This window comes from Vibrio anguillarum (assembly GCF_001989995.2).
Lineage (GTDB): Bacteria > Pseudomonadota > Gammaproteobacteria > Enterobacterales > Vibrionaceae > Vibrio > Vibrio anguillarum.
Genome location: NZ_JAHGUP010000078.1, coordinates 17,079 through 34,646, shown reverse-complemented (window position 1 = coordinate 34,646; position 17,568 = coordinate 17,079). Strand labels below are relative to the sequence as shown.

Sequence of the window (17,568 nt, the reverse complement as noted above, 5' to 3'; positions counted from 1 at the left end):
CAACGACTTTCATGCGGTTTTCCTGACCAATTGGCGCAAGCCAAGCTAAACCTTGCCTACACACAAACGCTAGCAGAGCAAGATGGTGTCATTACCAACTTACAGCTTGAAACGGGCACCTACGCCGCAGCAGGTATGCCGTTAGTTGCATTGGTGGCGACGGATGTAGACGTGATTGCTGATTTTAGAGAAAAAAGCTTACGCCATTTCCCAGACAATAGCCGCGCCCTAGTTGCTTTTGATAGCAAACCCGGCGAAGTCTTTACCGCGCGTATTCGTAGCCTGGATGCTGGGGTAAGCACTGGTCAGTTTGATGCGAATGGGCGGTTAGCCACTCCAACAGAATCTAATCGCTGGGTGCGTGATGCACAACGCATGCGTGTGCACCTTTCGCTCGATGAAACGATGTCAACATTGCCTTCCGGTGCTCGTGCGACGGTACAGTTGCTACCAGAAAGTGGCCCGTTTGCTTGGCTGGCAAAAATGCAAATTCAGTTTCTGAGCACTCTGCACTACGTCTATTAAGCGGAGTAAAAAATGCGACTTTGGGATCATCCATTATCTGAAAATGACTTTCGCCAATGCGTCAGAATAGCAACAGGTGCGACGCTTGGTTTTACCTTTTGTAAACTACTGGGTTGGAACTACGGGGTATTTTTTACCGTAACACCGATGCTGTTACTGGGCATGGTGCCCATCATGAATGCGCACGCCGCAAAGCAACTGCTCGCTTCCGCCGTCGTTTGTGGCTTAGAAGTAGCCATTCTCGGGGGGCTGTTTGGCGCTCATCCGGCACTGATGACGATGATGGCTTTCGTATTGTTTCTCTACAAATTTGCTTGTATGTCGAAAGGCAGCTTATTCTTATTTGGAGCGAACAGCGTATTGAGCTTGAGCATCATGCTGCACTTTGCAAGCTACTCCACAACTGATCTTAACGATCTGATTACCAGCAACTTTATCGCGAATTTGCTTTCGGTAATGGTCGCTTATCTGGTGACATTCTGTATTCCCGACGCACAGAAAAGGCAACCTCCCGCTCATGCAAGCGTGGCCAAAGAGTCACATCGTATGCGCCATGAAGCGCTCATGGGCGCAACCATTGCCACACTCTCTTTCGTTGTGTTTCAAATATTCGATCTGCAAGATTCAATGTCCGCGCAAGCCACAACCTTGTTGCTACTTTTCCCGATGCATTGGAACGGAGCGCTAGGCTACGCACGCAAACGCGCGATGGGTACTCTGCTTGGTGTCACTTTCGGTATTGCGGTCCAACTGCTGCTCTACGATTGGTCAGGTCAGCTTTTATTTGTTACTCCGCTGCTGTGGATAGGTGCGATGCTCTTTAGCTACTGGCATGTAAAAGAATCCAGCGGTTCAGGGGTCGGCTTTGGCTCATTGACTACCTTGGGGATATTGTTTGGTCAATATTTGACGCCGGGAAATGATTTAATTTTCAGTGCCCTGTACCGAGTCGGCAGTATTTTGTTTGCTATTGTCGCCACATTACTTACAACCTATGTGATCCATCGATTGCTGAATCAATTCAAAGCCACCCAATTTGGCCAGTAATTAAAAACCCTGCACATAGGTGCAGGGTCAACATCACAGCAAACCTTTATTCAAAGGATAAGCGTGCCGAATTTAATACACCCGTTAAACCTTGATAGTGATCCGCCACGACTAAACGCCACTGGCCTTGCACGTTCATTTGTTGCATTCCGCTGAGTGTAAAGCGAACACGATAAGCCGTGTTGCGATCATACTGGTTATACGATTTTAAGTTCCAATAGCCACCATCAGGTGCATACAACTTGACTGAAACATCACCCACAAATGGGTGTTCAATATCAAGTTGAATAGTGGCCGTTTCCGCATTTCCTTGATAAGTCACATTAATCGGAAGTGCTAACTCTCCTTGTGCATGATCGGGAATGGCAAAAGGCCCTTGTAAATCATAGATGGCTTGTTGGGGCGAAGTCGGTTCGGTGGGTGACGTTCCTCCGTCATTACTCCCATCTGGACGTGCATAAATCGCCGCAATGTATGGCGCGCTCAGGCCAATCGCTCGCACCGAGTTCGCGTAGTCAGTGACACCACATGCTTGACCTTTACACACTTTGCTTGGGTTAGAGAATGTGTAAGAACGGCTATGAATACCAAATAAGAAACCATAGGCCATGGTCGTCGCAAATTGGCCTTGAACCCCATAACCATACGCATCTTGCTCTGTACCATTTGAAAGATGGGGTTCGCCATTGTACTGTTCATGAGCATGGTTCAAGCCCAAATTGTGGCCTAATTCGTGAATAAACGTATCATCGCCACACTCATTCAAATAGCTATGACTGTACATTCTAGATTGCGCATAACGCGCACTATTGTTCCAATACGCGGCAGGGATTATCCATGCTAGACCACAGCTCAGCATGTAAGTACCATTGCCTTTATCTTCATAATCAGGAGAATTTTTAATATCTAGATTACGAAACAGCGCCACCATATCCGCGCCAACCTGCTTACGATATTGCTCAATATCGGCAAACGCCGGATCTTGTTTATTGCCGGGAGTAATCGCATCAAGCGCCTGCTCTTGCGATTTTTTCAGCCCTCTTTGCGTATCGTATTTTACTTCTTTCGTGCCAATTAAGTTGACTTTGATGTCCAGACCACTTTGACGCAGAATTTCATTTCCCACGTTAAATCGGTGCTGGATTTGAGCCACGTGATCTTGCTGAAACCACTCAGCCGTGCCGGGTGTATAAACACCTAGAATATCAATTTCAGTGGTTGCACTACTCGGTAACGCATGTGTTGCTAACACCACGGCTAATGCCAATGACGCTATTTTCATAGAAAACTCCTACATTATTTATTTTATTAACACACAAAGCCGTGCGTTTGAGGTATCAATGGCTGGTCGAGGTTTCGTCATAGCCATGATTCGGTGGTACTCGGTAAACCCATGCTTCACTGCCGTTGCCTTCAAGCTTCACTTGACCACTGGGATGACCAATAAAACCAAGTATTGCCGTTTTGCCGAAAGTGAATGTGGCTGGGTAAACTTCCCCGTCGAGTTCAAACTGCCCAGACCAAGTCCGGACGCCTTCATTCTGAATTTCTGATGAAGTGACTTGGATATTGACTGGCTGGTTATCAGGCATAGTGACCGTGACAGCATCGCCCGTTGCCAGAACTCGGAATTGTTCAATATTTTCGATTTCGATCGCTTTGATTTCCGTCACTGCATCACTTTTTGGCCTAATGGCTTGCAACGCTGGGCTTGGGTTGATGTCGTGCCATACTTCATCAACGGTTTGTGCCGCAAGCATGCGCTCTTCAGTGATAGGCTCTGAATTCAGAGCAGAACGAGCATCTCCAGCGTTCGATGCATCTTCTCGTGGTGGCTTCATCAGCTGACGCTCATCAGCAACTGTTGCGGCTTTAAAATCAGTATCCTCGTTATTATTCGGTGCTTTTGGATCAGGCACTAATGTTAATGAACTATGGCTAATGTAATATTTACCAACAATGAGACCGAATATTGCTAATAACAAAATGGTCATTATCTTAACTTTCAAACTTTATATCTCCGACAATTAGACGTGGCATATATATAGATACATAAGATGTATGAATACAATTAAATAACGTGATCTTAAGTCAATAAAGTTAAGGTTAAATATAATCAAACTTTATAGATTTGAATGATGATCTAATTTTCAAAAAAATGAATGCAATGCGCTAAATAAAATATCAAGCCAAAAGAAAAACAATAATCCGTAATTAATAAATTAGTTATTATTGTTTGATGGCAATAAACAGAGAAAATTAAAGAAGATGGTACTCTTGATAACGACGAGTCTTATGAAAAAGGCACTTAAAAGCGCAAAAATACAGTTTAGGCTGTCTATGACTAAACAACTTGAAGTTGCAGGTCGATATGGTAAGTGAGCACCCCATAGCAATAGCTAAAAATGTAGCCAACATCGCTGCAGCTTTCAATGGGAAGGAAAAAGCCTTCATTCTCGAAGCTCTTTAATCTATGGCTGAGCACTTTTCTGGAACTGTAAACCAACTAATTTGGTATTTTATCAAAACGTAATTCACTATTTATCCTAATGACCAAACAATAAGATATTTATCTATTCGGACATAAATCTTATTATTTCTTGACACTTATTCCATTATTTTAATATTTGCACTTTTTATAAACCATGGGAAAGAGAAAACAGATGATGGATGACATTGTAAAGAAAGATATAGCTAACGACCCAAAGGTAGCCCGTTTATTTTAGTAACCTTCTTCGTTTTTTAATTCATTATCTGCTCCTTTGAAAAGACACTACTATGAAATACAGGTCAATCCGAATGCTATTAGTGTCCGTATAAATGATAATATTGTGTATAACTAAACAACTTGAAGTGGCAGGTAGGTTGGAAAGTAAGTTTCCCCCATGAGTATAGATAAACGATTTGATGAAGTGAGCGAACGTAACCAACACCGCTGCAGCTTCAAGTAGGAAGGGGATATCAGACGATCAATCGGCATGATTCATCATAGATAGAAGGTCACAACATTCCCCGCGCTAAGAAAAGTACTATATAAATCTTGTTCAATTTTTTCGAACTTAATCATCAAACGGAGTGAGTTATCTCAGGTTACGAATCACTCTACACTGGCTCCAACAGCTAGGAAGCCGCTGAGCACCTACTACCTTTTAATGAATCTGAGGACACTTTAATGAAAGCACTATTGAAACAACTAACCACATCAACTTCTGGATTTTCTGCGCTTGCGATTCGTTTCCCAATTGGCATCATTTTTATGGCGCACGGTGCGCAGAAACTCTTTGGCTGGTTTGGAGGATATGGATTAGAAGGCACAGGTCAATGGATGGCTTCAATTGGCTTAAACCCAGGTGTGCTGATGGCATTTTTAGCGGGTAGTGGTGAATTCTTTGGGGGCCTATTCATTTTACTTGGCTTACTAACTCGCCCTGCCGCCTTGCTTCTTTCTATTACGATGATCGTCGCAATCGCTTCTGTACACTTAGGTAACGGCTTATTCATGGCTAATAACGGTTATGAGTTTGGCCTTGCGCTGCTTGCAGCCAGTGTATCGTTGGTTTTCTCTGGTGCTGGCAAATTGGCACTTGATAACTGGTTAAATAAAAAGCTCGCATAATCTATGCCTAAGGCCAGCATACCGTTTCATTGAAGGAGGCCAAGCCTCCTTCAAACGTTAAGATTTTCAGTCGATAACATTCAACTTAGTATCACTTTCCTTCCTTTCTCTACTTGTGTTGCATGCCCTTCTTTTTATGCTACATAAAAGTGCCGTTGAGACCCTATTCATATAAAGCAACCTTAATGGGTAAATATGCAACCAAACGAGCTTAAAATTGAATGAAAACTAGCGAATTACCATTAGATGAGAATAGTGACATTTGTTAACACAAAAGACTCATGTGTTGCCAAATGATAAAAAATAAAAATTTAAACCCAAAAATAGGTTATTAAAACGTAAAAGGTGGGCAGTTTTAAGTGATAAAGATCACAGCAATTAACCGTTAACATTATTTTACTTTTTGATTTGCACTCAGCCCTGCTAACCTGCGGCACGCTTTGAAATGATGTCGAAGTGCATAAAATAAAGGAGTGTTCACAATGAATACCAAAAAACCGATGTCGCTTACCGGCCGTGTTATTTTAGGTATGGTAGCGGGTATTTTGACTGGCTTTGCCATTCGAGCCCTATTTGCTGAAAACGGATTTGTTGACGCGTATATCGTTAACGGCTTATTCGATGTTGGCGGAAAAATCTTTATCGCCAGCTTAAAAATGTTAGTTGTACCCCTCGTGTTTGTTTCTCTCGTTTGTGGTACGAGCTCACTGAAAGATCTCACCACACTTGGCCGCATGGGCGGTAAAACCCTAGCCTTTTACATCGCAACCACCGCGATTGCCATCACACTGGCACTGACAATGGGCACTGTGTTTCAACCGGGGTCCGGAGCCGATTTAACCGCAGCAAGCTCATTCCAATCTGCGCAAGCCCCTTCTTTGGGCCAAGTGTTTATTGATATGTTCCCGACCAACCCAATCAGCGCGATGGCAGAAGGTAAAACACTGCAGGTCATCGTCTTTGCAGTACTATTTGGCATAGCCATCAGTGCCGCGGGTAAACCGGGCGAGCGTATTGCGGGCGTTTTTAATGACTTGAACGAAGTTATTATGAAACTAGTCGCCTTGTTGATGAACCTTGCTCCATACGGCGTATTTTTCCTGATGGCGAAACTGTTCACCAGCCTTGGTTTAAGTGCCATTTTGAACCTCGCAGAATACTTCGTAGTACTGACGGTTACCCTGCTGCTACACGGTTTTGTCACCTATAGTTTGATGTTGAAAGGCTTTACTGGTTTAAGTCCAATCACCTTCTTCCGTAAAATGGAAGATGCCATTATGTTCGCTTTCTCTACAGCCTCTTCCAATGCGACTATACCCGTCACCATGGAAACGGCTAAAAACCGCTTAGGGGTTGATAACAAGATAGCTTCTTTCACCATTCCGCTAGGTGCGACCGTTAACATGGATGGCACAGCGATCATGCAAGGCGTTGCGACAGCATTTATTGCCCAAGCGTTCAATATCGACCTAACCATGGGTGACTACGTGATGGTCATCCTCACGGCAACACTTGCTTCTGTTGGTACAGCAGGCGTTCCGGGTGTTGGTCTTGTCATGCTAGCGATGGTGCTAAACCAAGTCGGCTTGCCACTAGAAGGTATTGCTTTGATTATGGGTGTTGACCGCTTATTAGATATGATCCGCACCGCAGTCAATATTACTGGTGATAGCTGTGTGACTCTTATTGTGGCGAAAACAGAAGGCGCGTTAGATGAAGCTCGCTTTAATGATCCACAAGCTGGCGTGAAAGAAGAAGAAGTCCATTTAGCAAAAGCTCAAGCCTAACTTTCTTCACTTCCACTCATCAAAATCAAACCCTGTCGCCATTGCTACAGGGTTTTTCTTTATTCGCTTTACAGGTCAAGAATAAGATTAAAAATCAAGCAGATCAGAGCTATCTCACACCGAACTATCTTCAATAGATCTAGAATTTTATCAGCCTAACTTTCTAGGAGTGAACACAATGATACCTCGACGCACATGGCTTCTTTTGTTCTGCACTTTACTCTTTCCTTCAGTCGCTCTCGCTTCCTCTAACGATATCGATTCGTTAGATCTAACACACTCAACGATTGGTTATGCCTCTTTAGTCATTTTTACTCTGGCATACACTTTGGTCATGATGGAGGAGTACCTTAAGCTACGAAAGTCTAAACCTGTGTTACTTGCAGCTGGTTTAATTTGGGCCATGATTGGTTATGTTTATCAGCAGTATGAATTAACCGAGATTGCCAAAAATGCGCTAGAGCATAATTTGCTGGAATACGCCGAATTATTGCTGTTTCTGTTAGTCGCGATGACCTACATCAGTGCAATGGAAGAGCGGCGATTATTTGATGCATTACAAGCGTGGATGGTGGGAAAAGGTTTTGATTTTCGTGCTCTTTTTTGGATCACGGGGCTACTTGCATTTTTCATCTCGCCAATTGCCGATAACCTAACCACCGCACTGTTGATGTGCGCTATCGTACTAAAAGTGGCAGGAAACAACCCACGTTTTATCAACATTGCTTGTATTAATATCGTCGTAGCGGCTAACGCCGGAGGCGCTTTTAGCCCTTTTGGAGACATCACCACCTTAATGGTTTGGCAAGCGGGCCATGTGCCATTTTCACAGTTCCTTTCTCTGTTTCTCCCTTCTGTGATCAACTACCTTGTTCCTGCATTGCTGATGTCATTTTTTCTGCCCAAGGAAAAGCCAACCACCCTGCATGAACATGTCGAGCTTAAACGCGGAGCCCGCCGTATTGTCGTACTTTTCATGTTAACCATTGCTACCGCCGTAGCATTCCATGCTGTGGTGCGCTTTCCACCCGTGATAGGCATGATGATGGGGCTCGCTTACTTACAATTTTTTGGCTACTTCCTCAGGAAAACCTTACCTACTTCGCTGGCCAAAAAAACCGTAATTGCGATTGCAAATAATGACGAGGCCGCCCTAAAACGTATTGGCTCTGTGGTGCCATTCGATGTCTTTAAGCGAGTTTCACACGCCGAATGGGATACGCTACTGTTTTTCTACGGGGTGGTCATGTGCGTAGGAGGGCTAAGCTTACTGGGTTATTTAGGCTTGATCTCGGAAGTGATGTATAGCCAATGGAACCCCATATGGGCAAACGTGATGATTGGGTTTCTTTCGGCGATTGTCGATAACATTCCCGTCATGTTTGCAGTACTGACGATGGAACCCGATATGTCCACAGGAAACTGGCTGCTCGTCACATTAACAGCGGGCGTCGGCGGCAGTTTACTCTCGATTGGCTCAGCCGCTGGAGTGGCTCTGATGGGCGCTGCACACGGCAAATACACCTTTGTAGGCCATCTAAAATGGACACCGATTATTGCAACAGGCTACGCCGCAAGTATTGGTGTCCACTTACTACTCAATCACGCTTTGTTTTAACGAATTTGCTTCGCAATATAATGACACAACGCCTCTGCCAGCTGGTGCGAGGCCAAGTTACGTGCCACCACTTCTGAAGCCAGCTTTCCGCTGTTTATCACGCCAATCCAATCGTCAATCATGGCGCTAAAGCCTTTACTGGTCAGCATTGGCGTCCAATCTTTTAAACTAAGGGCTTGCTCTTGCCCTTGATGCCAACGTTTTCCTTGTGTAAACGAATCAAACTCAAAACCTTCATTCACAAAGCTCGCGCTGACTCGCTCAGCGGTTATGCCGAACTGGCGATTCATTGAGGCATGCAGCAAACTTTCGCCGTGTTGCCATTGAACATCCAAGCGGGATAACTGACCTTGATGCTGCTGGTAGGTAATATAAGCATCATCCAATGTGGCTTTAGCATTCACGTTTACGCTGTCTAGCGGATGGATAAAATCATCAAAGATAAAGGTGCGCACATCACCGGGCAGATCATAGCGGTGCTTTTCCCAACGAAGCGAACGTAAGTCGTTTCTATTACCAGTTTGCACTGCATTTAGGTGTTGGTTATAGAGCGGAATATGACGGCGATTAAACCCCACATACAAAGGTTGACGATGCTTTTCTGCAAGCTCATACAACATTTCACAGGCGCTTGCGCTGTCGGCTAGCGGCTTATCAACAAAGGTTGGAATTCCGTGTTCAAGGAAAAATTGGGCGATTTGAGGGTGAGCCGAGGTCGCCGCATGGATCATAACCGCATCAACGTTATAGCCAAGTAGCTCTCGATAATCCGTGCAATTCTCTGAAATGCGGTAACGCTGCGCTAGTTGCGTAACAAGAGCTGGATTACGAGTACAAAATACCAATTCTAAATCTGGGCGCTGTGTGATGACCGGAAGATACGCCTTTTGCGCGATATCACCTAGACCAATAATGCCAATTTTCATCATCAAATCTCTTTTCGTTAGATGAAGGTTAGGCTAACACAAGAAGATTAAAAAGGGAGGTGTAGAACTCAGTGAAAAGGCAATCCTTGCCTGTCTGGGATGAGGCTAAAATGGGCTCTCTTTGTTCAGTTCATTGCAAATTTCGACAATCGCCAATGAGAGCCCGGATTTGATGATTTGTTGCTGACGCTGAAGTTGAAGCTGGTAAAAATCCAGTTCAATGTCGCCATCCGGTTCCAATACTTCCAACTGCACCATGCCCATTTTGGCCACCAAATGAAGCTTTTTTATCGGCACCAAAATTTTCGGGTCGGTGAACTCGTATTCAGCACCATCACTGTTGAGTTGATTACGCAGTTTGATGATATCTTCAATATCGTGGTAAACATCATCAGGTAATACCCCAAGACCAAACAGCAGTTTTAGCCTGACAGACAAGTTGCCGAGTGGTCCAGAATCTTGCAATAGAGGGCCAACTACTGATTGGACAGCGAAGTTATCTTTGCGAAAAATGCGTTGCATTAATGCGTCAATCGCCTCATTGAACACTTCAACCGTCGTAATAAAGAATCCGCGCACCGAATGGGCACTATTCAGTCGTTCAATTATATCGCTTTCGTTAATTCTATCTGCCATACGCTGTACTAATTGTTGTTATAAAGGGAGGGCATTAGCGCCCTCCAAAGTATTTATGTGATTAAAGCTGTTTGTAGATCGCTTCAATTTGCTTAACCTGCTCGCTCTGCTCATCTAACCCTGTGTAATGGGCCAGTGTTTTACATACGCCATATTGGTTCAATGATGTTTGAAGCTCGACCGCTTGAGGATCGCTGTCGTTGGTATACTTAAGGGCCGCCGCAATCCCTTTCAATAGCATTTTGTTTTCAACACCGTACTCGATTGTACCGAGTAATGGCTTGATTAATCTATCATTGGGGCCTAATTTTCGTATTGGCTGACGACCAACGCGATCCACTTCATCCACCAAATATGGGTTGGCAAAGCGGCTCAATATTTTTTCGATATAAGCGGCGTGCAATTCAGGGTCAAAACCGTAACGACGAATGAGTACTTCACCGCTTTCATGCATGGCTTGCTTCACTTGCTGACGAATTGCAGGATCTTCAATGGCTTCACGAATCGTCTTATGACCACTCAAACAACCCAAATAGGCGGTAATGCAGTGCCCAGTATTTAAGGTGAAGAGTTTACGCTCAACAAAAGCCATCAGATTATTGGTTTTTTCCATCCCTTCAATGTTGGGGATCTCACCTTTAAATTGCTGTTCATCAACAATCCATTCGCTGAAACTTTCAACCGTCACGGCCAACGGGTCATCGTTCGCGGCTTCGACAGGTGGCACAATGCGATCCACCGCGGAATCGACAAAACCAATTAACTCATCGGTTTTAGCATGCAGCGATGGGTCTAGATATTTATACACTTCGCCTTTCAGGTGTGTTGTACCGCGCACCATGTTTTCACAAGCGATCACATTGAGTGGCTGCTCATTGCCCGCTTCAAATCTTTTGGTGATGCCTTTGGCGATCGTTTTCGCAATGATATCAAGCACTGCAGGGCCGACAGCTGTGGTGACCAAATCCGTTTTTACAATGCGATCAATCACATCATCACTGGCTGAATTCACCGCAGTGACATGAGTGACAGTATCAATTTTGCACTCAGAACCCACTACCTTTACTTTGTATTCTTGACGATGACTCAATTGATCGACCAAAGGTTCATTGACATCGGCAAAAGTCACTTCAATGTCTGCATCGGCCAATAATTTACCAATAAAACCACGACCAATGTTACCCGCGCCAAAATGTACTGCATTTTTCATAATCTTACCTACCAAAAACTTATCTAAAAGAGAAAAGAGCGCTTAATACTTCAATTGAGGTGAGGTCAGCAGTATAGGGGAACAGCCGACCTCGTTTTGCCTCAGGAGCAAAAGCATTACGCTGCTTGGTTACCCGATAGGATGGCCAAGATATCGCTCACGTCTCTGGTTGAGGTGAGCTTCTCGATAGCATCAGGCTCATCGAGTGCGTTGGTAATGGTGGTAATAACTTGAATATGTTCATCATTTTTGGCGGCAATACCGATAACCAGTTTCGCTACGCCATCTTGGTCGTCCGTAAACTGCACACCAGCAGGATATTGGCAAATCACAATACCCGTTTTAATCACACGGTCTTTGGCGGCGACGGTGCCATGAGGAACGGCAATCGATTCTCCAAGATAAGTGGATACCATTTTCTCACGTTCAAACATGGCATCAACATACTCAGGCTCCGCATAGCCAAGCTCAACTAACTTATTGCCAGCGAAACGAATGGCTTCTTCTTTATTAGCGGCATTCAAACCTAAGTGAATGTTTTCTTTTTGGATTTGAAAAACGGACGGTTTTTGAATTTCAAAGCTGTCGTCATTCGCAGCGAGGATGGATACTTTAACCACATCGCTATCATTCGCCGCCTTAGGGCGTTGAGCAGCCAAAAGCTTAGTCACAAGCTGGTTGTACATTTCACTGTCTAAAAAGTTGCTCAGTGAAATATGCTGTGCACTGGGTGCATGTGTGCGTGCGCGGCCAGTCAGGTCTTTATGAGTAATCACGATTTCTGCGTTCTCCGGCAAACTATTGATGGCAAGGTTAGTGACGTGAATCGCTAAGCCCGCATCTTTGATTTTTTTACGCAGCATGCTTGCGCCCATTGCGCTTGAACCCATACCCGCATCGCAAGCAACAATAATGCTTTTCACGTTGGCTAAATCAATATTGCTTTTTTGAGAAGCCGCCGTCACATTGCCCTTTGCGCTCGATTTCATCTCTTTCATTTGTGATGTGGCTTTTTCTAACGCCGCTTCATCACCTTCTTCCTCGGTGCTGCTCTGTGCTTTCATCAATAATGACGCAACGGTAAAGGACACACCTGCCGCACCAAATATTGAGCATAATACGCCAACAATCGATCCTTTCTGTGTCATCAGTAGTACTGCAAAGATAGAGCCAGGAGACGCTGGAGAAACAATACCTGCATTGAAGAGAGTCAAAATGAACACCCCTGTCATACCACCAGCAATCGCAGCAAGAATCAGACGTGGATTCATCAGTATGTATGGGAAATAAATCTCATGGATGCCGCCGAAGAAGTGAATGATGGAAGCACCACCAGCTGTTTGACGTGCTGTACCTTTACCAAACACCATGTAAGCCAACAAAATACCGAGACCAGGGCCAGGGTTTGCTTCAATTAAGAAGAAGATTGACTGCCCCATTTCACTGGCTTGTTGAATACCTAACGGTGAGAAAATACCGTGGTTAATCGCGTTGTTAAGGAACAAGATCTTCGCGGGTTCAACAAAAATAGAGGTGAGTGGTAAAAGGTGTGCTGAAACTAGGAAGTTTACGCCTGCCGCTAAACCACCAGAGAGCACTTTGACAAATGGCCCAATGAGGTAAAACGCCAAGATTGCGCCAAGCATACCAATAATTCCTGCCGAGAAGTTGTTTACCAACATCTCAAAACCGCTTTTTACTTTACCTTCAACACGTTGGTCAAAGGTTTTGATCGCCCAACCACCCATAGGGCCAACCATCATGGCTCCCATGAACATGGGGATATCTGTTCCGACAATCACACCCATTGTGGTGATGGCACCGACAACAGCGCCACGTTCTCCACCAACCAATTTACCACCCGTGTAACCAATCAGCAGTGGTAATAAGTAAGTAATCATCGGCCCAACCATAGATGCTAACGTTTCATTCGGTAGCCAACCTGTTGGGATAAATAGTGCGGTTATAAAGCCCCACGCGATAAACGCGCCAATGTTTGGCATAACCATGTTAGATAAGAAGCGACCAAAATTTTGTATCTTGATCTTTGCATCTGGTGATATCATGTGGATTCCCCGTTCGATGTTCTGATGAATATTGTTGTTGTAACGGTTCTGCGAAAAACCGTTGATTGCTTAGTACACAATCAATTTACCACACAATTTCATTCTGGAACTGACGACGGGTTTTTCGTGATCAGCCCCTCATAAATCCTAGCTTACAAATCATTTCTTCGTGATCATGGTCATTAAATTGATATGTAAATTTACAACAAAAACCAAAAATACAACTTGTCAACAATATTTAATCGATCAACATCATACTTTTTGAATTTTAACTTTTGATAAAAAAGAGATTCAAATCACAATTTCACTCTAATTATTAAAAATTAAAGAACCGAAAGTGATAAACATCACAATTACATCTTTATTTCACTAATCAAAATAAAGCCACCACTTCCATATTGTCTATTTTGTAACTTATATACACAAAACCATATTAATATTAGCTCATACATTAATATGGCTTTTTTTACTAACAACATCGGAGCTTCCTCTAAAAGCAGGCCAAGGATACGCTCCAATTCACAAACCGAACAATAAGAGGTGGGACGAGTATAGCCTTACAACGCAAAATGTTTTGACCCTGAGCATTCCCTGTTAGAATCGGCTGTACTGTTAACCATAGACGCTGTGAACGAATTCATGAAAGAAAGAGTGGTTGTTTCCGTTTCATCCATCCATGGGACGAAGCACTTTCATCTCGGTAAATGGTTCCGACATTTTTTAAAAGGTTTTGGCTATGTGCTGGTTGCCAGCATTCTCGCCACTGGCGGCGTTATCTATTACCTTCTTGATGAAGTTGATTTTGCTAAACTCAAGCAACAAGAGTTAGAGAGCCAGTCGATGTCACTGACCGAAGAAGTCACCTCTTTAAAGGAGCTAAAAAGCAGCTTAGAGAATGACCTGCTCGAACGAGAAGAAAAGATGCAGGTTGTTTCAGACAGGCTCGGCGATCTTGAAAAAGTATTGGGTATGGATGAAAGCGGAGCGGAATTAGAATCACGTTTAGACACCGCCGCTATCACTTCTTCAGTTAGAATGGTGATGCTGACCCAAATACCCAGCGGTGCACCTGTGCATAATGCGAGAATTTCGTCAGGATACGGTGAGCGTATTCATCCTGTCACTGGCAACGTCAAAATTCACCGCGGGCAAGATTTTGCGGTTAACATAGGCACGCCAATTTATGCACCAGCCGATGGCGTTGCCGAAGTCACTCGCGCCAGTGATAAAGGGTCAGGCAATTTTTTACGCTTACAGCACTCTTATGGATTTACCAGCTCCTATTCTCATTTGCAAAAATTTGCCGTGAAAGGGGGCGATTTTGTACAGAAGGGCGACTTAATTGCTTATTCTGGAAACAGTGGGTTATCTTCTGGCCCACATTTGCACTATGAAATTCGATTTGTCGGCCGTTCATTAGATCCAAGACCTTTTGTTGATTGGGGCGTGAATGATTTTGAAACGATATTTAGTAAGGTAAGAGGTATCCGATGGGAATCTTTAGTAAACAAAGTCGAGCTAAGAGTCAGCACTCAGCTACAACTCTCATCGCAAAAGGCTGTTCCATTAGTGGGGAACTCAGGTTAGAAAGCGACATTCAAATTGACGGGTCGGTAGAAGGTCAATTGCACGTTGATAAAACCATCGTCATTAGTGAAACAGGCACGGTTAATGGTGAGCTGTACGCAGGCCACATCATCATTAATGGCGAGTTCCAAGGCACATGTCACGCGACTAAAATTGAAATTTTAAGCAAAGGGAGCGTCACAGGGTCTATTTATAGCGACGACTTGAGCATTGAACAAGGTGGGCGCTTTAATGGAGTAACCTACCCTGCCCCGGAGAAACAAGTAGTTGAATTAAAAGAAGCGAAAATCGCTGCTGAAGGTTAATTCAACTACCGATTTCGTTCGCACTTCCCCATTTGATAGAAAGTCCCATTTGCTACAAAGTGTAAAAAGGCCTGCTGATGTTAGCAGGCCTTTTGTTTATGAATGTCCTTTCCCAACAGGGAGAGACTTAGAAACCTTCGATATTTTTTGCTTCTAATTCCGCAAAGTATTTTACGGTTTTCACTTTTAGTTCTTGAGTCGATGGTTCATCACATACAATCACTGATTTCGCGTGAAGTTGTAGTGCGGAGACTGTCCACAAATGGTTGACGCTTCCTTCCACGGCCGCTTGCAAAGCCAGCGCCTTATTGTGGCCTGTCACCAAAATCATGATCTCTTCTGAATCTAGCAGTGTGCCTACACCAATCGTTAGCGCGTATTTAGGAACTTGGTTGATATCACCATCAAAGAAACGAGAGTTTGCAATGCGTGTATCTTCTGTCAGTGTCTTAATGCGAGTGCGTGACGAAAGTGAAGAAGCAGGCTCGTTAAACGCGATGTGCCCATCATTACCCACACCACCCATAAATAGATTAATGCGGCCGTATGATTTAATTTTGTCTTCATAGCGCTTACATTCTGCATCAACATCTGGTGCGTTGCCATTCAGTAAGTTGATATTTTCTTCTTGAATATCAATATGATTGAAGAAATTGTTATACATAAATGAGCGGTATGACTCCGGATGATTTTCAGGAATACCAATGTATTCATCCATATTAAATGTCACGACATGCTTAAAGCTCACCTCGCCTGCTTTATGCATTTCAATCAGTGCATTATAAGTCGTCAATGGTGTACCACCAGTAGGTAAACCCAATACAAAAGGACGGTCTGCCGTTGGGTTGAATGCGTTGATACGTTTTACGATGTGTGCTGCTGCCCACTTGCCGACTTGTGCAGCCTGTTTTAACGGGATAAGTCTCATGATTGGCCCCTAGTTATTGGAATATTATGGTGTAATAGAACATTAATTCGCATTATAAAATAAGTATTGGGTAACTGCCATTGTTTTAGGTCAAATTTTCGCTCTTTCTTCAAATCTCAACCAGAAATGCGCTTAAATTTGTAGCAATTTCTACAGGTAAGCTTAACTAATACGGCACATGCTATAACCAAATGAGATAAAAATTCATCTATAAAATTAAGTAAAGTTTGAGTCGCTATCACTCCACTATCTGGCGAAGCGTGCATTCATTACCCATACTTGGAGTAACAAGCAAGAAAGGAGCAAATGCCATGAAAAACGAACTTGAACCCGCGAAAATTCTCCATGCTTATGAAACAGTAATGGCGCATGGTACACCGACTGAGTTCGGGAAAATCTATGAAGGTATCGAAGCTTTTTCAGACTATGACGGCTATAACATTTACATGCGAGGAAATGGTGTGGAGCTAAAAGTTGGCTTCCACAATACCTACCATCTCGATTATGACCAAGAGCATCTACGCGACAGCTTTTTAAAAAAAGTAGCCATTTTGGCTAAGTAGCGGTGTTGACCCAGCTCATGGATTGGCTAAGCGCGACCAAATGAGCAGAGTGGCGATAATGCAAAGCCCGAGTGAATCATCAATACTAGGGCTTTGAGCGAAAGCACTTTTCTCATCTTGATTGAGTCACACTCTTTTGCACAGAGATCTCTTATATGAAAGGCGATGCGAGCGAGTTTGTCAGCCCTATTGAGACAATAAGGCTGAAGAGATAAATGAGAAAGCTGACCAAATTACGGCTTAAGATCCTGCATTAGAGATACAGATTAATCTTCTTCCGTTAAGCTAACTTCTTCATCATTATAGTCGTCACCACTTTCAGGTTTATTGCGACCGTTCAACGTATGGAAACGCTTCCGACCACGAGCAAGTTGAGTGTATTTCAACCAGACACGCTCTAACTTAGATTTCGCTTTACCTGGGTTTTCAATCGCCTTAACAAAATGAGCTTCTTCGGCATTCTCTGGCGTGAGTTCACCAGATTCAAGACCAAGCATGGTACCACCATAAATGGCGAGAAGTTCTTCTTCTGCAAGAGTAAAATCACCAGACTTAGCAAAGCCTCGTGGAAACTTTGTATTGTCGTAAAAACGTTTTTTTCCGTGACGGAATTCAGTCTCAGACATATCAACCTCATGTGAATGGCGCTACTACCATGTAGCGATAGATCACGCGAAAATTAGGCGTAAATCTCCGAAAAGAAAAACAAAAATTTTTTATCGTCATAATTGCACTTCCTTGTTAATCTGACGGG

At 43.7% G+C, this 17,568-nt stretch carries 16 protein-coding genes; 8 read left to right on the top strand and 8 right to left on the bottom strand.

Annotated elements, in window-relative coordinates; all coding sequences use genetic code 11:
• Together PL85_RS15975 and PL85_RS15970 are read left to right on the top strand one after the other, a co-directional pair.
• Window positions 1-525 (top strand): HlyD family secretion protein (locus PL85_RS15975; RefSeq protein WP_412766532.1); only part of this gene is annotated, 525 nt, incomplete at its 5' end.
• 12 nt (window positions 526-537) lie between these two features.
• The gene (locus PL85_RS15970) at window positions 538-1,572 is read left to right on the top strand and encodes a DUF2955 domain-containing protein (RefSeq protein ID WP_064626545.1); all 1,035 of its coding nucleotides are present in this window, start codon (window positions 538-540) and stop codon (window positions 1,570-1,572) included.
• Between the two features lie 46 nt (window positions 1,573-1,618).
• Here PL85_RS15970 and PL85_RS15965 read toward each other — a convergent pair whose 3' ends face one another.
• The gene (locus PL85_RS15965) at window positions 1,619-2,854 is read right to left on the bottom strand and encodes a zinc-dependent metalloprotease family protein (RefSeq protein WP_115339979.1); all 1,236 of its coding nucleotides are present in this window, start codon (window positions 2,852-2,854) and stop codon (window positions 1,619-1,621) included.
• A gap of 55 nt (window positions 2,855-2,909) precedes the next feature.
• Window positions 2,910-3,566 (bottom strand): hypothetical protein, encoded by a 657-nt coding sequence (locus tag PL85_RS15960; protein WP_115339978.1) that lies wholly within the window; start codon window positions 3,564-3,566, stop codon window positions 2,910-2,912.
• 1,178 nt (window positions 3,567-4,744) lie between these two features.
• Between PL85_RS15960 and PL85_RS15955 the strand changes: the two genes are divergently transcribed.
• From PL85_RS15955 to nhaD, 3 genes are all read left to right on the top strand, one after another.
• Window positions 4,745-5,188, top strand: a complete 444-nt coding sequence (locus tag PL85_RS15955; RefSeq protein WP_115339977.1) for a DoxX family protein — start codon at window positions 4,745-4,747, stop codon at window positions 5,186-5,188.
• Window positions 5,189-5,670: 482 nt separating this feature from the next.
• Entirely contained in the window at window positions 5,671-6,975 is a 1,305-nt protein-coding gene (locus PL85_RS15950) for a dicarboxylate/amino acid:cation symporter (protein WP_029189696.1), read from the top strand.
• A gap of 169 nt (window positions 6,976-7,144) precedes the next feature.
• Window positions 7,145-8,593 (top strand): sodium:proton antiporter NhaD, encoded by a 1,449-nt coding sequence (gene nhaD, locus PL85_RS15945; RefSeq protein ID WP_115339976.1) that lies wholly within the window; start codon window positions 7,145-7,147, stop codon window positions 8,591-8,593.
• On the opposite strand, the gene PL85_RS15940 is transcribed toward nhaD, so the two are convergent.
• The 4 genes from PL85_RS15940 to PL85_RS15925 all read right to left on the bottom strand — a co-directional run bounded on the left by PL85_RS15940 (window position 8,590) and on the right by PL85_RS15925 (window position 13,431).
• Window positions 8,590-9,519, bottom strand: a complete 930-nt coding sequence (locus PL85_RS15940; protein ID WP_026027760.1) for a Gfo/Idh/MocA family protein — start codon at window positions 9,517-9,519, stop codon at window positions 8,590-8,592. The genes nhaD and PL85_RS15940 overlap by 4 nt on opposite strands.
• 105 nt (window positions 9,520-9,624) lie before the next feature.
• Entirely contained in the window at window positions 9,625-10,155 is a 531-nt protein-coding gene (locus PL85_RS15935) for an MltR family transcriptional regulator (protein WP_010319258.1), read from the bottom strand.
• Window positions 10,156-10,216: 61 nt separating this feature from the next.
• Window positions 10,217-11,365 (bottom strand): mannitol-1-phosphate 5-dehydrogenase, encoded by a 1,149-nt coding sequence (locus PL85_RS15930; RefSeq protein WP_115339975.1) that lies wholly within the window; start codon window positions 11,363-11,365, stop codon window positions 10,217-10,219.
• Between the two features lie 116 nt (window positions 11,366-11,481).
• On the bottom strand, window positions 11,482-13,431 hold the full coding sequence (locus tag PL85_RS15925) for a PTS mannitol transporter subunit IICBA (protein WP_094133869.1): 1,950 nt from the start codon (window positions 13,429-13,431) through the stop codon (window positions 11,482-11,484).
• A 639-nt stretch (window positions 13,432-14,070) separates the two neighbouring features.
• Between PL85_RS15925 and PL85_RS15920 the strand changes: the two genes are divergently transcribed.
• Window positions 14,071-15,018 (top strand): M23 family metallopeptidase, encoded by a 948-nt coding sequence (locus PL85_RS15920; protein ID WP_094128595.1) that lies wholly within the window; start codon window positions 14,071-14,073, stop codon window positions 15,016-15,018.
• An 8-nt stretch (window positions 15,019-15,026) separates the two neighbouring features.
• On the top strand, window positions 15,027-15,323 hold the full coding sequence (locus PL85_RS15915; RefSeq protein WP_305951630.1) for a bactofilin family protein: 297 nt from the start codon (window positions 15,027-15,029) through the stop codon (window positions 15,321-15,323).
• A 127-nt stretch (window positions 15,324-15,450) separates the two neighbouring features.
• Here PL85_RS15915 and nagB read toward each other — a convergent pair whose 3' ends face one another.
• Window positions 15,451-16,251: a glucosamine-6-phosphate deaminase gene (nagB, locus tag PL85_RS15910; RefSeq protein WP_064626540.1), complete on the bottom strand. Its 801-nt coding sequence runs from the start codon at window positions 16,249-16,251 to the stop codon at window positions 15,451-15,453.
• 311 nt (window positions 16,252-16,562) lie between these two features.
• Here nagB and PL85_RS15905 point away from each other — a divergent pair, with 311 nt between their 5' ends.
• Window positions 16,563-16,814 carry a DUF3081 domain-containing protein gene (locus PL85_RS15905; protein WP_017044957.1) on the top strand — a complete coding sequence of 84 codons (252 nt, stop codon included), beginning with the start codon at window positions 16,563-16,565 and terminating at the stop codon, window positions 16,812-16,814.
• Between the two features lie 266 nt (window positions 16,815-17,080).
• Here the strand turns inward: PL85_RS15905 and PL85_RS15900 are convergent, their stop codons facing one another.
• Window positions 17,081-17,440, bottom strand: coding sequence for a MaoP family protein (locus PL85_RS15900; protein WP_013868249.1), 360 nt, complete (start codon window positions 17,438-17,440; stop codon window positions 17,081-17,083).
• Window positions 17,441-17,568 lie beyond the last annotated feature (128 nt).

Coding starts and splice junctions, on each gene's coding strand:
- nagB (WP_064626540.1), bottom strand. CDS start 16,251: ATGAGACTTATCCCGTTAAAACAGGCTGCACAAGTCGGCAAGTGGGCA.
- PL85_RS15900 (WP_013868249.1), bottom strand. CDS start 17,440: ATGTCTGAGACTGAATTCCGTCACGGAAAAAAACGTTTTTACGACAAT.
- PL85_RS15965 (WP_115339979.1), bottom strand. CDS start 2,854: ATGAAAATAGCGTCATTGGCATTAGCCGTGGTGTTAGCAACACATGCG.
- PL85_RS15970 (WP_064626545.1), top strand. CDS start 538: ATGCGACTTTGGGATCATCCATTATCTGAAAATGACTTTCGCCAATGC.
- PL85_RS15905 (WP_017044957.1), top strand. CDS start 16,563: ATGAAAAACGAACTTGAACCCGCGAAAATTCTCCATGCTTATGAAACA.
- PL85_RS15950 (WP_029189696.1), top strand. CDS start 5,671: ATGAATACCAAAAAACCGATGTCGCTTACCGGCCGTGTTATTTTAGGT.
- PL85_RS15960 (WP_115339978.1), bottom strand. CDS start 3,566: ATGACCATTTTGTTATTAGCAATATTCGGTCTCATTGTTGGTAAATAT.
- PL85_RS15955 (WP_115339977.1), top strand. CDS start 4,745: ATGAAAGCACTATTGAAACAACTAACCACATCAACTTCTGGATTTTCT.
- PL85_RS15930 (WP_115339975.1), bottom strand. CDS start 11,365: ATGAAAAATGCAGTACATTTTGGCGCGGGTAACATTGGTCGTGGTTTT.
- PL85_RS15920 (WP_094128595.1), top strand. CDS start 14,071: ATGAAAGAAAGAGTGGTTGTTTCCGTTTCATCCATCCATGGGACGAAG.
- PL85_RS15940 (WP_026027760.1), bottom strand. CDS start 9,519: ATGAAAATTGGCATTATTGGTCTAGGTGATATCGCGCAAAAGGCGTAT.
- PL85_RS15925 (WP_094133869.1), bottom strand. CDS start 13,431: ATGATATCACCAGATGCAAAGATCAAGATACAAAATTTTGGTCGCTTC.
- PL85_RS15935 (WP_010319258.1), bottom strand. CDS start 10,155: ATGGCAGATAGAATTAACGAAAGCGATATAATTGAACGACTGAATAGT.